Origin of the sequence: Roseicyclus salinarum, assembly GCF_029624655.1 — a bacterium.
GTDB classification, from domain to species: domain Bacteria; phylum Pseudomonadota; class Alphaproteobacteria; order Rhodobacterales; family Rhodobacteraceae; genus Roseibacterium; species Roseibacterium salinarum.
The window spans coordinates 107442-120906 of record NZ_JARRSA010000002.1; the positions used below are offsets into that span (position 1 = coordinate 107442).

The 13465-nt window shown below is 69.3% G+C and carries 14 protein-coding genes; 3 read left to right on the forward strand and 11 right to left on the reverse strand.

Annotated features, from left to right (window positions below; genetic code table 11):
- Positions 1 to 151: 151 nt before the first annotated feature.
- Genes doeA through P6F26_RS01985 form a run of 3 tightly spaced genes read left to right on the forward strand, consistent with a single transcriptional unit; the run spans position 152 to position 3630 of the window.
- Positions 152 to 1330 carry an ectoine hydrolase DoeA gene (gene doeA, locus P6F26_RS01975; RefSeq protein WP_278026959.1) on the forward strand — a complete coding sequence of 393 codons (1179 nt, stop codon included), beginning with the start codon at positions 152 to 154 and terminating at the stop codon, positions 1328 to 1330.
- 39 nt (positions 1331 to 1369) lie between these two features.
- On the forward strand, positions 1370 to 2902 hold the full coding sequence (locus tag P6F26_RS01980; RefSeq protein ID WP_278026960.1) for an ATP-dependent DNA helicase: 1533 nt from the start codon (positions 1370 to 1372) through the stop codon (positions 2900 to 2902).
- A complete protein-coding gene (locus tag P6F26_RS01985) occupies positions 2899 to 3630 on the forward strand; it encodes an SDR family oxidoreductase (protein ID WP_278026961.1) in 732 nt (243 codons plus the stop codon). Before P6F26_RS01980 ends, P6F26_RS01985 begins: the two co-directional genes overlap by 4 nt.
- A 94-nt stretch (positions 3631 to 3724) precedes the next feature.
- On the opposite strand, the gene P6F26_RS01990 is transcribed toward P6F26_RS01985, so the two are convergent.
- From P6F26_RS01990 to P6F26_RS02040, 11 genes are all read right to left on the reverse strand, one after another.
- Positions 3725 to 4483 carry a TIGR02186 family protein gene (locus tag P6F26_RS01990; RefSeq protein ID WP_278026962.1) on the reverse strand — a complete coding sequence of 253 codons (759 nt, stop codon included), beginning with the start codon at positions 4481 to 4483 and terminating at the stop codon, positions 3725 to 3727.
- Positions 4480 to 5406, reverse strand: coding sequence for a sulfite exporter TauE/SafE family protein (locus P6F26_RS01995; protein ID WP_278026963.1), 927 nt, complete (start codon positions 5404 to 5406; stop codon positions 4480 to 4482). Before P6F26_RS01995 ends, P6F26_RS01990 begins: the two co-directional genes overlap by 4 nt.
- Before the next feature lie 90 nt (positions 5407 to 5496).
- Positions 5497 to 6300: a purine-nucleoside phosphorylase gene (locus P6F26_RS02000; protein ID WP_278026964.1), complete on the reverse strand. Its 804-nt coding sequence runs from the start codon at positions 6298 to 6300 to the stop codon at positions 5497 to 5499.
- Positions 6284 to 7261 (reverse strand): ABC transporter permease, encoded by a 978-nt coding sequence (locus tag P6F26_RS02005; RefSeq protein ID WP_278026965.1) that lies wholly within the window; start codon positions 7259 to 7261, stop codon positions 6284 to 6286. Before P6F26_RS02005 ends, P6F26_RS02000 begins: the two co-directional genes overlap by 17 nt.
- 4 nt (positions 7262 to 7265) lie before the next feature.
- Positions 7266 to 8441, reverse strand: coding sequence for an ABC transporter permease (locus P6F26_RS02010; RefSeq protein WP_278026966.1), 1176 nt, complete (start codon positions 8439 to 8441; stop codon positions 7266 to 7268).
- 3 nt (positions 8442 to 8444) lie between these two features.
- Positions 8445 to 9977 carry an ABC transporter ATP-binding protein gene (locus P6F26_RS02015; protein ID WP_278026967.1) on the reverse strand — a complete coding sequence of 511 codons (1533 nt, stop codon included), beginning with the start codon at positions 9975 to 9977 and terminating at the stop codon, positions 8445 to 8447.
- An 87-nt stretch (positions 9978 to 10064) separates the two neighbouring features.
- Entirely contained in the window at positions 10065 to 11060 is a 996-nt protein-coding gene (locus tag P6F26_RS02020; RefSeq protein ID WP_278026968.1) for a BMP family lipoprotein, read from the reverse strand.
- Between the two features lie 158 nt (positions 11061 to 11218).
- Positions 11219 to 11665 carry a GNAT family N-acetyltransferase gene (locus P6F26_RS02025; protein ID WP_278026969.1) on the reverse strand — a complete coding sequence of 149 codons (447 nt, stop codon included), beginning with the start codon at positions 11663 to 11665 and terminating at the stop codon, positions 11219 to 11221.
- Entirely contained in the window at positions 11662 to 12330 is a 669-nt protein-coding gene (gene tsaB, locus P6F26_RS02030) for a tRNA (adenosine(37)-N6)-threonylcarbamoyltransferase complex dimerization subunit type 1 TsaB (protein ID WP_278027044.1), read from the reverse strand. The genes P6F26_RS02025 and tsaB overlap by 4 nt, the downstream gene beginning before the upstream one ends.
- Positions 12317 to 12880 (reverse strand): NifU family protein, encoded by a 564-nt coding sequence (locus P6F26_RS02035; protein ID WP_278026970.1) that lies wholly within the window; start codon positions 12878 to 12880, stop codon positions 12317 to 12319. Before P6F26_RS02035 ends, tsaB begins: the two co-directional genes overlap by 14 nt.
- Before the next feature lie 87 nt (positions 12881 to 12967).
- On the reverse strand, positions 12968 to 13423 hold the full coding sequence (locus P6F26_RS02040) for a universal stress protein (protein WP_278026971.1): 456 nt from the start codon (positions 13421 to 13423) through the stop codon (positions 12968 to 12970).
- Between the last annotated feature and the right edge of the window lie 42 nt (positions 13424 to 13465).

Sequence of the window (13465 nt, forward strand, 5' to 3'; positions counted from 1 at the left end):
TTGTCTCGTTTGTCGCCGAGGCTATCAGGAGCGACCGCCGAATGGCAGGGGCCGCGCGCCGCTTTCAGGCCCGTGCACGACGCCTTCGGACCTGCGGGCGACGCCGCGCCGCGGCAAGTTGAGAGAGCACGGAAGGATAGAAGGCGCATCCATGGTTTCGCGAATCGAGAATTTCCCCACACGCGAATACGAATGGCGCGTCGACGAGACGCGGGCCGAGATGGCGCAGCGCGGCCTCGACTGGCTCATCGTCAGCGACCCCTCGAACATGGCGTGGCTGTCGGGCTACGACGGCTGGTCGTTCTACGTCCATCAGGCCGTGCTTCTGGGCCACGAGGGCGAGCCGCTATGGTGGGGCCGTGGCATCGACGCGCGCGGCGCGCTCAGGACGGTCTGGATGAGCGACGACGCCGTGGTCGGCTATGACGACAGCTACGTCCAGAACCCCGAGAAACACCCCTGCGAGACGCTGGCCGAGCTGATCCGCCAGCGTGGCGGCGCGAAGGCGCGGATCGGTGTGGAGCTCGACAACTACTACTATTCCGCCGCCGCCCACCGCGCGCTTCAGGCGGGCCTGCCCGAGGCCGAGCTGACCGACGCCACGGCGCTCGTGAACTGGCAGCGCGCCGTCAAGTCCCCCGCCGAGATCGAATACATGCGCCGTGCCGCCCGCATCGTCGAGCACATGCACCAGACGATCCTCCAGATCGCCGAGCCCGGCCTGCCCAAGAACAAGCTCGTGGCCGAGGTCTACAAGGCGGGCATCGAGGGGGCCGAGGGGCATTGGGGCGACTACCCCGCCATCGTGCCCATGGCGCCCTCGGGCCTCGACGCGACCGCGCCGCACCTGACATGGGACGACAAGCCGATGCGCGCCGGCGAGTCCACGTTCTTCGAGATCGCGGGCTGCTACCGCCGCTACCATTGCCCGCAGTCCCGCACGCTGTTCCTCGGCCATGTCCCCGAGAAGTTCCGCGAAGCCGAGAAGGCGGTCCTCGAGGCCACCGACGTCGCGCTCGAACAGGCCATGCCGGGGCGGACCTGCGAGGACGTCGCCAATGCCTTCAACGCGACGCTGAAGCGGCTCGGCTTCAGCAAGGAAGGCCGCTGCGGCTACGCCATCGGCCTCAGCTATCCGCCCGACTGGGGCGAGCGCACGATGAGCCTGCGCGCCGGCGACAGGACGGTCCTGAAGCCGGGCATGACCTTCCACTTCATGCCCGCGCTCTGGCTCGACGACGGCGGCATCGAGATCACCGAACCGATCCTGATCACCGAGCAGGGCCACGAGTGCCTGTCGACGCTGCCGCGCGAGCTGAACGTCAAGTAGCCCTCGCCCCCCGCCGCAAGGATCGCTAGGTTCGCGCCCATGACAGCGCATTCCGTCGCCTTCTCCGAGGAACAGGCCGAGGCCCACGACCGCATCGCCGAGGCGCTGCGCGGCGTCGGCGTGGACATCGACGGCGCGACGCTCACGCCGATGACCGAGGGCGAAAGCAAGGTCCTCGCGGTGATCGGAAAGGCCGGATCGGGAAAGACGCTCCTGCTGGCCGAACTGGTCCGCGCGCTGGAAGAGGCTGGCGTCGAGATCGTGTCGGGCGACTGGGAGGGGCGCAGGCGCAAGGACAGGCGCAGCGTCGCGATCCTCGCGCCCACGAACAAGGCCGCGAGCGTCCTGCGCGCAAGGGGCGTGCCCGCCACCACGATCCACCGCATCCTCTATACGCCGGTCTACGACCCGGAATTCGAGAAGGTCGCCGAATGGCTCGCGGGCCAGGGCGAGCGGCCCGACATCGAGGCGCTGACCGACGAGGCGCTCGACCGCGCGCGCGCCGTCTACGAGGTGCACAGGTCCGTTCCCGCCGCGCTCGCCTCGGCGGGCCTGCGCGGCTCGGACTTCATCACCGGCTGGAAGCGCCGCGACGCCCCGCTCGACATCGGCCTGGTCGACGAAAGCTCGATGCTCGACGAGCGGCAATACCAGGACCTGACCGAGATCTTCCCGGCGCTCGTCCTGTTCGGCGATCCCGCGCAGCTCGCCCCCGTGGGACAGTCGGGCGAGATGGTCTTCGACCGCTTCAAGCCCGAGCAGCGGCTCGAGCTGAACCGCATCCACCGCCAGGAGGCCGACAACCCGATCCTCGACCTCGCCCATGCGCTGGGCGACCCGGACCTCACCTTCGAGCGGTTCGAGCGGATGATCGAGGACGCCGCCGCGCGCGACCCCCGCATCGAGATCGCGCCGCGCGTCGACAGCGACATGATGGCCCGCAGCCCCGTTCTCGTCTGGCGCAACGCCACCCGCATCCGCCTGATCCAGGCCTTCCGCGCGGCCCACGGCGCGCCCGAGGACGCGCTGATCCCCGGCGAGCCGCTGCTCTGCGACGGCATCGAGCTTCCGCTGAAGCACCGCAAGCGCCGCATCGACCTTGAGGCGCGCGGCCTCATCAAGGGCGCGCCCGTGATCTATCTCGGCCCCGGCAACCGGGACGGGTTCTCCCGCCTTCACGTCGTCGGCGCCGAAAGCCCCCGGCTCTCGGCCGCCTCCATCGTCAAGATTGAGAAGCCGGGCGAGGAAGAGCCCTTCCTGCCCTACGCCGCGAAGATGGGCGCGGCCTTCCTGCATGGCGCGGCGGTGACCATCCACAAGGCGCAGGGCTCGCAATGGCCCGCCGTCCAGGTTTTCGCGCCCGATCTCTACGCCGCGGCGCGCTCGGGCCGGATCGAGGCCGGGCAGGCGATGTGGAAGCGCCTCGCCTACGTCGCCATCACCCGCGCCGAGGAACGCCTGATCTGGGTCACGCGCTACATGCTGTCGAAACCCCGCGCGGCCCTCGGCATCGGGGACCTCACGGCGCAGGCCGCGCCACTGGAGCTCGAGGCGGAGGAGACGCCGACGTGAAGACGATGATCGTGACGGGCGCGAGCGCGGGCATCGGCCGCGCCGTCGCCGAGCGGATGCTGCAGGCGGGATGGACGGTCGGCCTCGTCGCGCGCCGGGCCGAGCTCCTCGACGCCACCGCCCTCGCCTACGGCGCCCGCGCCGTGCCGCTTCCCCTCGACGTCACCGACGAGGACGCGGTCCAGGCCGCCTTCCACGATTTCGCGGAACGCGCCGGACGCCTCGACGTCCTGTTCAACAACGCCGGCATCTTCACCCCCGCCGCGCCCATCGACGAGATCCCGGTCGCGGACTGGCGCCGCGCGGTGGAGGTCAACCTGACCGGCATGTTTCTCTGCGCCCGCATGGCCTTCCGGATCATGCGCCGCCAGACCCCGGGCGGCGGGCGGATCATCAACAACGGCTCGATCTCGGCCCATGTCCCGCGCGAGGGCGCCGCGCCCTACACCGCGACCAAGCACGGCGTCACGGGCCTTACCCGCCAGATCGCGCTCGACGGGCGGCCCTTCGACATCGCCTGCGGCCAGATCGACATCGGCAACGCCGAGACGGAAATCCTGCGCGGCATCGCCGAGCGCGCCCGCGCCGAAGGCCTCGACCCGCCGCCGGTCATGGACGTGGCCCATGTCGCGGACGCCGTTCACGCCATGGCCGGCCTGCCGCTGTCGGCCAACGTGCTGTTCCAGACCATCATGGCCACGAAGATGCCCTACGTCGGCAGGGGCTGAACGCGCGCAGCTTCATCTTTCCCGAAATACGCGGCCGCGCAGCGGTCCGGCGGCGGGGCGGGCTCGATGCCCGCATCGCCGCCGCCTCCCCGGCTCACGAGCGCAGGTAGCGGAACACCGCCGAAGCCAGCCATCCCGCGGCGAGCGCGATGGCCAGCGAAAGGATGCCGTAGACCAGCGGCCGGTCATGGGCGAGGTTGTAGATCCACCGTTCCAGCCCGACCTTGCGCACGTCGATGTCCTGGGTGAACGCGTCGATCACCCGGCCTTCGCGCAGCAGGAAGATCCGCGTCCGGTAGTTGCCCTCCACGAGGTTGGCGGGCAGCCGGATCGAGGTGTCGAACAGCGTCTGGTCGCGAAGCGTCACCGCCCCTTCGTTCAGCTGGTAGAGCCCCTCCGCCTCGCGGATTCGCACCAGCGCCGAGATGTAGGCGTCCTGGTCGTCGACACCGGTTCCCACCGCGCGGATCGCCATCGGGATCGTCACGCGCTGGCGCAGGTCCTCGGTCGCCGTAAGCACCCGGTCCACGTCGCCCGTCGTCGCCACTGCGTAGTAGGTGGGTGCTGCGTCCACCTCGATCGCCGAGGTGTTGACCCAGATGCCGAAGCGGCGCTCCTTCCGGCGCACGATGACGGGAAGGTGCGGCCCCTCCACGGTCACGATCACCTCCAGGTCCGACCCTTCCGGCGGCGGTGCGTCGCGCCGCACGGCGCCGAAGATCAGGATCTCGGAGCCCGCGAAATTCGTCGTGATCGAGATCGCCTCGCGGCTCAGCCCGGCGACCACGCTTTCGGCGCGCCCCGCGGTGGCGACCCCCGCAAGCGCGGCGCACAGCAGGACGAGGCGGATCAAGAGCCCGCTCCCGACGTGCTGAGCGAGTAGAACTCGGCTGGCGTGGCCAGGAGATCGTAGGCGATCTTGCCGCACACGATCAGGACCATCATGGCGAGCAGGACGCGAAGCTGCTCGGCCTTGAGATAGACGCCGATCCTCGTGCCGATCTGCGCGCCGACGACGCCCCCCACGATCAGCAGGATGGCGAGGATCATGTCGACCGAGTAGTTCGTCGTGGCGTGCATGATGGTCGCGAAGCCGGTCACGAAGATGATCTGGAACAGCGACGTGCCGATCACGACCTTGGTGGGCATCCCGAGCAGGTAGATCATGGCGGGCACCATGATGAAGCCGCCGCCCACGCCCATGATCGCCGCCAGCACCCCCACCAGGAGCCCGACCAGAAGCGGCGGGATCACCGAGATGTAGAGGCCCGAGGTGCGGAACCGCATCTTGAAGGGCAGCGCATGGATCCAGCCGCGATGCTTGCGCACCGGGGCGGGCGCGCCGCCGCTGGCGCGCGACCGCCGCAGGGCGCGCAGGCTCTCCACCAGCATCAGCGCCCCGATGACCCCCAGGAAGACGACGTAGCAAAGCTGCACCACGAGGTCGATCTGCCCGATCCTGCTGAGGGCCGAGAACACCTGCACCCCGACCGCCGCCCCCACGAGGCCGCCCGCCAGAAGGACCGTTCCCATCTTCAGATCGACGGTCTTCCGCCGGAAATGCGCCAGCACGCCCGAGATCGACGAGGCCACGATCTGGTTGGCCTGCGTCGCGACGGCGACGGCGGGCGGAATGCCGATGAAGAACAGGAGCGGCGTCATCAGGAAACCGCCGCCGACCCCGAACATCCCCGAAAGGATCCCCACAAGCCCGCCCAGCCCCAGCAGCAGAAACGCGTTCACGCTGACTTCGGCGATGGGAAGGTAGATCTGCATGGGCGTCCCCGCGTGTCCCCTTGTGGGGCTGCGCCTACAGATGACACTCCACCACTCGCATAGTCCAGACCCGCGGCGAACCCGATCGGGTCAGGACGTGGCGAGGAAGCGTCGCAGGACCCGCTCCAGCTTGGCCGCGCCGCGGGGCGCCATGGCCTTGGTGTGCTCGTGGCTGATCTGTTCGTCCGAAAGTCCCGCGGCCTTGTTCGTGATCGTCGAGATCGCGCCGACGCGCAGCCCCAGGAAACGGGCGAGGATGACCTCGGGCACGGTCGACATGCCGACCGCGTCCGCGCCCAGCGTCCGGATCGCGCGGATCTCGGCCGGGGTCTCGAAGGAGGGGCCGGGATACCACGCGTAGACACCCTCGGGGAGGGCCACGTCCTCGGCCTGCGCCGCGGCCTTCAGGCCGGCGCGGAGCGCGGCGTCGTAGGCCTCGGTCATCGGGACGAAGCGCGCGTCCGTCGCCTCGCCGATCAGGGGGTTCAGCCCCGAGAAGTTGATGTGGTCCGACAGAAGCATCAGGTCGCCGGGATCGATGTCCGGGTGCATCGACCCCGCCGCGTTGGTCAGGATCAGCGTCTCGGCCCCCAGCGCCTTCATCACCTCCAGCGGCAGGCGCATGGCGTCCGCGCGCCCGCTTTCGTAATAGTGCGCGCGGCCTCCAAGGACGGCGACGCGCGCCCCCTCGAGGTCGCCGATCACGAGCTTCGGGTTGTGGCCCGACACGCCGGCATGGGGGAAGCCCGGCAGATCCGCGTAGTCGATGGCCGTGCCGTCCACTGCCTCGGCGAGATGTCCAAGCCCGGATCCAAGCACCAGCGCGACCTTCGGCGCCGCAGCCCCCGCGCGCGAGCGGATCAGTTCCGCGAGATCCTCAGCGTTCCTTGACATAGGCCTCTCCTCCTGCGCGCGGCGGGATCGCGCGTCCGACGAAGCCCGCAAGGATGATGACGGTCAGGATGTAGGGCAGGGCCTGCATGAACTGCACCGGGATGACGAATTCCGCGACCTGGATGTTCTGGTAGCGGTTGCCGACCGCGTCGAGCAGCCCGAAGAGAAGGCAGGCGTACAGCGCGTACCAGGGCCGCCACTTGGCGAAGATCAGCGCGGCCAGCGCGATGAAGCCGCGTCCCGCGCTCATGTCCTTCACGAAACCCGCCGAGAGCGCGGTGGCGAGGTATGCGCCGGCCAGTCCAGTCAGCACGCCGCAGATCATCACCGCGGCGTAGCGCAGGCCCACGACCGAGATGCCCGCCGTATCGACCGCCGCGGGGTTCTCGCCCACCGCCCTCAGCCGGAGGCCGAAGCGCGTGCGGAACAGCACCCACCACGTCAGCGGCACGATCAGAAGCGCGAGGTAGACGAGGATCGAGTGGCCCGAGATCAGCTCGGAATAGACCTGCCCCAGAGGCCCCTGCGCCTGGATGCCGCGAATGGTCGATTCCGCGCCCGGAAGGACGATGTTCTCGAACCGCGCGCCGCCCGACAGCGCGGGCGTGCGCCCCCCTTGCGAGAACCACGTCTGCGCGATCACAACGGTCATGCCGGCCGCGAGGAAGTTGATCGCAACCCCCGAGATCAGCTGGTTTCCCCGGAACGTGATCGAGGCAAGCCCGTGCAGGCCCGAAAGCGCCATGGAGGCCGCGATGCCGGCGAGGAGGCCGATCCACACGGAGCCCGAGGTGTAGGCGATGGCCGCCGAGAAGAAGGCGGCGGCCAGCATCTTGCCCTCGAGCCCGATGTCGAAGATGCCCGCGCGCTCGGAATAGAGCCCGGCGAGGCAGGCCAGGAGAAGCGGCGTGGCCAGCCGCACCGTGGAGTCGAGGATCTGGAGGATGGTCAGGAAATCCATGGTCTCACTCCGGCTTGCCGGGGCCGCCGGCGCGATGCTGCGCGGGGGCCGGCCTTGGGTTCGGTGCCGCGGGGGCGGCGGCCATCGCCGGGTCCGACCGGCGGCGCAGCGACAGGAACAGGCGTTCCATCGGCATCCGCACCATGTTGTCGAGCGCGCCGGTGAACAGGATCACGAGGGCCTGGATCACCACGATCATCTCACGGCTGATCGCGGGCATCTCGAATTGAAGCTCCGCGCCGCCCTGGTAGAGCGCCCCGAACAGAAGCGCCGCCAGCACGACGCCCACCGGGTGCGAGCGTCCCATCAGCGCCACGGCGATGCCGACGAAGCCCGCGCCCTCCACGAAGTCCAGCACCAGCCGCTCGGCCTCGCCCATGACCACGTTGACGGCCATCATCCCGGCCAGCCCGCCCGAGATCAGCATGGTGATCATGGTGATCTTGACGGGATTGATCCCGGCGTAGACGGCGGCCGACTGCGAATGGCCGAAGGCACGGATCTCGTAGCCGAGGCGGGTGCGCCAGATCAGCAGCCACACGAAGACGCAGGCGACGAGCGCCACGAAGAAGGCGAAGTTGAGCGGCGTCGATCCGCGGAAGCCGAGGAAGGCCGCGAAGTCCGAGGCCGAGGGCAGGTGAACGGCCTCGGCGAAGGTCGCGCTTTCGGGCGCCATCGAGCCCTCGACGCGGAACACGTTGACCAGCAGGTAGACGAGAAGCGCGGCGGCGATGTAGTTGAACATGATCGTGGTGATCACGATGTGGCTGCCGCGCCTGGCCTGGAGGTAGGCAGGGATCGCCGCCCAGGCCGCGCCGAACAGCGCCGAGAAGACCATCGCGGCCAGAAGCGCCACGGTCCAGTGCGGCCACGCGATGCCCAGCAGGATCACCGCCACGCCCAGGCCGCCGACCGCCGCCTGCCCCTCGCCGCCGATGTTGAAGAGGCGCGCGTGGAACGCCACCGCGACCGCGAGGCCGGTGAAGATGAAGTTGGTCGCGTAGTAGAGCGTGTAGCCCCAGCCATAGGCCGACCCGAAGGCGCCGCGCACCATGATCTCCATCGCACGCACCGGGCTTTCACCGATCAACGCGACGACAAGACCGGACACGATCAGTGCCAGAAGCACGCTGATCAGCGGGATCAGGACCACGTCGGCCCATTTCGGCATCTTGTCCATGATCTACGCCGCCCCCTCGGTCACGCCGGCCATCAGGAGGCCAAGCTCGTTCTCGTCGGTTTCCCCGGGAAGCCGCTCGCCCATGATGTGCCCGTCGAACATGACCGCGATGCGGTCGCTCAGCCCCATGATCTCGTCAAGCTCCACGCTGACCAGCAGGATCGCCTTGCCCTCGTCGCGCAGGCGCAGGATCTCCTTGTGGATGAACTCGATCGCGCCGATGTCCACGCCGCGCGTCGGCTGGCCCACCAGAAGGAGGTCGGGGGCCCGGTCCATCTCGCGGGCGACGACGATCTTCTGCTGGTTCCCGCCCGAGAAGTTCCGGGCGGGCAGGCGCGGGTTGGGCGGGCGCACGTCGTAGCGCGCCATCTTGTCCGCGCAGTCGTCCTTGATCGCGCCGTTGTCCATCAGGAGGCCGTGATTGTATTTCGCGTCCTTGTGGTAGCCGAAGGCCACGTTCTCCCACGCCTCGAAGGGCATGATCAGGCCCTCGTCCTGCCGGTCCTCGGGAACGTGGCCGATGCCGCGCGCGCGCCTGGTCTGACCGTTGGAGTGCTTGCCGGAGATGTCTATCGGCTCTCCGTGCAGGGTCACCGTGCCGCCCTGCGCCGGGATCATGCCGCCCAGCACTTCCAGCAGCTCGGTCTGGCCATTGCCGGCAACGCCCGCGATGCCGAGGATCTCGCCGGCCCGGACCTGCAGGGACACGCCCTTCAGTCGCTCCACGCCGTGGCGCATGACGCGCAGGTTCTCGACGTCCAGGACCACGGGTCCGGGTCGCGCGGGGGCCTTGTCCACCTGCAGAAGGACCTTCCGGCCCACCATCATCTCGGCCAGTTCGGCCGGCGAGGTGTCGGCCGTCCTGACGGTGTTCGTCATCTCGCCGCGGCGCATCACGCTGACCGTGTCGGTGATCTCCATGATCTCGCGCAGCTTGTGGGTGATCAGGATGATCGTCTTGCCCTCGTCGCGAAGCCGCTCGAGGATGCGGAACAGCTGGTCGGCCTCGGCGGGCGTCAGGACGCCCGTGGGCTCGTCGAGGATCAGGATGTCGGCGTGCCGGTAGAGCTGCTTGAGGATCTCGACGCGCTGCTGGTGGCCGACGGACAGATCCTCGATCACGGCGTCGGGATCGACCTTGAGGCCGTATTCCTCCGAAAGCTCCGTGAGGGTCTTGCGCGCTTTGGCGATCGAGGGGTTCAGCATCGCGCCGTCCTCGGCGCCGAGGATCACGTTCTCGACCACCGTGAAGTTCTCGACCAGCTTGAAGTGCTGGTGGACCATGCCGATGCCGGCGCGGATCGCGGCCTGGCTGTCGGGGATCGGGGTGGGCTTGCCGTTGATCACGATCTCGCCCCGGTCGGCCTTGTAGAAGCCGTAGAGGATCGACATCAGCGTCGACTTGCCGGCGCCGTTCTCGCCCACGATGCCGTGGATCGTGCCGCGCTTCACGGACATGGAGATGTCCTTGTTGGCCTGCACGGGGCCAAAGGCCTTGGAGATGCCCCTCAGTTCGATGGCTGGCGCGTCTGTCATGTCGGAAACCCCCGGATGGGTCTGAGACGGAACGGGCCGCGGCAGCTCTCGCACCGCGGCCCGTGGCCTGGTCTTGGTATCAGAGGCTCACTGCATCTGCACGGGGCAGGAGCCATCCTCGGTGTAGTTGTGCACCATGATCTCGCCCGCGATGATCTGCTCGCGCGCTGCGTCCACGGCGGCCATCATCTCTTCGCTGATCAGCTCGGCGTTGAACTCGTCGACCGAGTAGCCCACACCTTCCTCGGCGAGGCCGAAGACGTGGATGCCGGTCTCCACGTCGCTGCCCTGCGTGAAGGCGTCGTAGACGGCGACGTCGACGCGCTTGAGCATCGAGGTCAGGACCGAACCCGGGTGCAGGTAGTTCTGGTTGCTGTCCACGCCGATCGAATAGATGCCCTCGTCCGCCGCGACCTGCAGGACGCCGAGGCCCGTGCCGCCGGCGGCCGCGTAGACCACGTCGGCGCCCTGGCTGATCTGGCCACGGGTCAGCTCGCCGCCGCGCACCGGGTCGTTCCATGCGGCCGGAGTCGTCCCGGTCATGTTGGCGATCACGGTCGCATCGGGGTTCACGGCGACGACGCCCTGGGCATAGCCGCAGGCGAAGCGCGAGATCAGCGGGATGTCCATGCCGCCCACGAAGCCGACGGTGCCGGTCTCGGAGGCCATCGCGGCCAGCATCCCGACGAGGTAGGACCCCTCGTGCTCGGAGAAGATGACCGAGCGGACGTTCGGCGCGTCGACCACGCCGTCGATGATCACGAAGGTCGTGTCCGGATAGTCGGGAGCCACCTCGGAAAGTGCGGTGGCCTGGCTGAAGCCGGCCATGACGATCGGGTTCGAGCCCGCCTCGGCGAGGCGGCGCATGGCCTGCTCGCGCTGGGCGTCGGACTGAAGCTCGATCTCGCGGTAGCTGCCGCCGGTCTCTTCCGCCCAACGCTCGGCGCCCGTGAAGGCCGCTTCGTTGAACGAGCGGTCGAATTTGCCGCCGAGGTCGAAGATGATGGCCGGATCGGCCATCGCGCCCGTGGCGGTAAGCGCCAGCGCGATGGCGGCGCTGCCGAGTTTCTTGGTGAGGTTCATGTGTTTCTCCCGGTTGGTGGGGCCGGGCCGATTGGCAGGCCGCGTGCCCTCGCTCAAAAAAGATCTGATGCGATCCCCGGCGGCGATTAAGGGCCAAGGTCGTGGGGGCGGTCAACCGGATTCTAGGTCGCGCAGGGGGGCGGCGCATTGCCCTCGGGTCAGCTTCCGCGATCCGTGCCCGAATGCTGGGCAGGCAGCGAAACGGCCATGGCGACGGCATCGGCGCGGGTGCCGTCCGGGCGGCGGTAGTAGCGCGGCCTGCGCCCGGTCTCGGCAAGGCCCGCCGCGGCATAGAGCGCGCGGGCCGCGGCGTTGTCGGCCGCGACCTCGAGGTGAAGCGTCTCGCAGCCCGCCGCCGCGGCGGCCGCGAACACCGCGCGCAGAAGATCGCGTCCGACCCCGCGCCCCTGCGCCCGTGGGTCGACGGCGATCGTCAGAAGCTCCGCCTCGGGCGGTAGCGCCTGCACCAGCGCGAAGGCGTCGGGCGGGTGCGTCACGCTCAGGGTCCGGGGCCGGTCGAGCAGGGCGCGGATCGAGGTCTCGTCCCACGTCTCGCCGCCCGCGAAGGCGGCCTCGTGGATCGCGGCCATGCGCCGCGGCGTCATGGCAGAAGGATCGGCGCCGCCTCGGAGGAGGGCGCCGCGTCCGCGGGTCGCAGGTAGAGCGGCGCGGGCCGCGGCCAGTCCGTGGCCGCGGGCGCCGCCGCGAGGCGCCTGAGGGCCGCGAGCGCGACCGACGGCGCGGGCGCGGGCGCCTCGATCGCGACGGCCCCTGTGCGCGCGGCGATGTCGGCGGCCGCATGTCCCGTGACGTGCAGGCCGGGCGCGTCCCATCCGTTGCCCACGTCGTCGAGTGCGGCGATCTCTGGGCCGCGGGCCTCGCGCCCGAAGAGCTGCAGGTAAAGCCGCTCGCGGCGCGCGTCGATCGACACGAGGAGCGGGCGGGGCAGGCCCTCGGCGAGGGCCTCGTGGCTGGGAATGCCGATCGCCGGGCGCTCCAGCGAAAGCGCGAGCCCCCGTGCGGCGGAGACGGCGATCCTGAGGCCGGTGAAGTTGCCCGGCCCCGTGCCCACGGCCAGGGCGTCGAGGTCCGCGAGCGCCGCGCCGGCCTCCTTCATGACCTCGGCGATCAGGGGAAACAGACGCTCGGCCTGGCCCCTCGTCATGTCCTCGTGCAGATGGGCCAGCACGCGGCCGCCCGAAACGACAGCGGCCGCGCAATGCGCGGCCGACGTGTCGAACCCCAGGATCAGGGGATCAGACGTTGACAGGGCGCACCTCCACCACCTCGGGTATGTAGTGCCGCAGGAGGTTCTCGATCCCCATTTTCAGGGTCAGCGTGGACGAGGGGCAGCCGGCGCAGGCGCCCTGCATGTGCAGGTAGACGACGCCGCGATCGAAGCCGTGGAAGGTGATGTCGCCGCCATCTTGCGCGACGGCGGGGCGCACGCGGGTGTCGAGCAGGGTCTTGATCTGGCCCACGATCTCCGCGTCTTCGCCCTCGTGCGCGGCGTGGCCGCCCGAGGTGTCGGCGTCACCCTCCATCACCGGGGCGCCGGACTGGAAGTGCTCCATGATCGCGCCGAGGATGGCGGGCTTGAGATGGTCCCACTCCGCGCTCTCGGCCTTGGTGACGGTCACGAAGTCGGTGCCGAAGAAGACGCCGGTCACGTTGTCGACGTCGAAGATGCGCCGCGCGAGCGGAGATTTCTGCGCCGCCTCGGACGTGGGGAAATCCGCCGTTCCCATCTCGAGGACGGACTGGCCGGGCAGGAATTTCAGCGTCGCCGGGTTCGGCGTGGATTCGGTCTGGATGAACATCGGTCGGATCCTCCGGGGGTTGTCCGAGATATGCGGGCCGGACCCGCCGAAGTCAAGATTTGGAACCGTTCTAAATTACACCCCCGATCAGGTGATCTGCTCCAGCTGCTCCTTCGAGAGCTCTCCGGGAACGATCGTGATCGGCACCGGCAGCGATCCCGCCTGCTTCGTCAGCGCCGTGACCAGCGGCCCGGGCCCGCCCTTGCCCGAACCCGCGCCGAGCACGAGCACCCCGATCTCGGGCGTCGCCCGCACATGCTCCAGAAGCTCGTCCAGCGGCTCGCCCTCGCGGATGACGAGCGTGGGGTCGACGTGCTGCCGGTCGCGCATCCATTTGGCGAAGACGTTGAAATGCGCCTCGATGCGTTCTCGCGCCTCGGCGCGCATGACCTCGCCCACGCCGATCCAGTGGTTGAACTCGTCGGGGGGAATGATGGCGATGATCTCGACCCCTCCGCCCGTGCTTGCCGCGCGCATGGCGGCGAAGCGCATCGCGTTGAGGCATTCGCGGGTATCGTCTAGGACCACGAGGAATTTGCGCATCAAGGGCTCCCTTCCGGGGTGGAAGTCTGCGCCACGCGGGCG

Coding starts and splice junctions, on each gene's coding strand:
- doeA (WP_278026959.1), top strand. CDS start 152: ATGGTTTCGCGAATCGAGAATTTCCCCACACGCGAATACGAATGGCGC.
- P6F26_RS01980 (WP_278026960.1), top strand. CDS start 1,370: ATGACAGCGCATTCCGTCGCCTTCTCCGAGGAACAGGCCGAGGCCCAC.
- P6F26_RS01995 (WP_278026963.1), bottom strand. CDS start 5,406: ATGCAGATCTACCTTCCCATCGCCGAAGTCAGCGTGAACGCGTTTCTG.
- P6F26_RS02000 (WP_278026964.1), bottom strand. CDS start 6,300: ATGTCAAGGAACGCTGAGGATCTCGCGGAACTGATCCGCTCGCGCGCG.
- P6F26_RS02005 (WP_278026965.1), bottom strand. CDS start 7,261: ATGGATTTCCTGACCATCCTCCAGATCCTCGACTCCACGGTGCGGCTG.
- P6F26_RS02010 (WP_278026966.1), bottom strand. CDS start 8,441: ATGGACAAGATGCCGAAATGGGCCGACGTGGTCCTGATCCCGCTGATC.
- P6F26_RS02015 (WP_278026967.1), bottom strand. CDS start 9,977: ATGACAGACGCGCCAGCCATCGAACTGAGGGGCATCTCCAAGGCCTTT.
- P6F26_RS02020 (WP_278026968.1), bottom strand. CDS start 11,060: ATGAACCTCACCAAGAAACTCGGCAGCGCCGCCATCGCGCTGGCGCTT.
- P6F26_RS02025 (WP_278026969.1), bottom strand. CDS start 11,665: ATGACGCCGCGGCGCATGGCCGCGATCCACGAGGCCGCCTTCGCGGGC.
- P6F26_RS02035 (WP_278026970.1), bottom strand. CDS start 12,880: ATGTTCATCCAGACCGAATCCACGCCGAACCCGGCGACGCTGAAATTC.
- P6F26_RS02040 (WP_278026971.1), bottom strand. CDS start 13,423: ATGCGCAAATTCCTCGTGGTCCTAGACGATACCCGCGAATGCCTCAAC.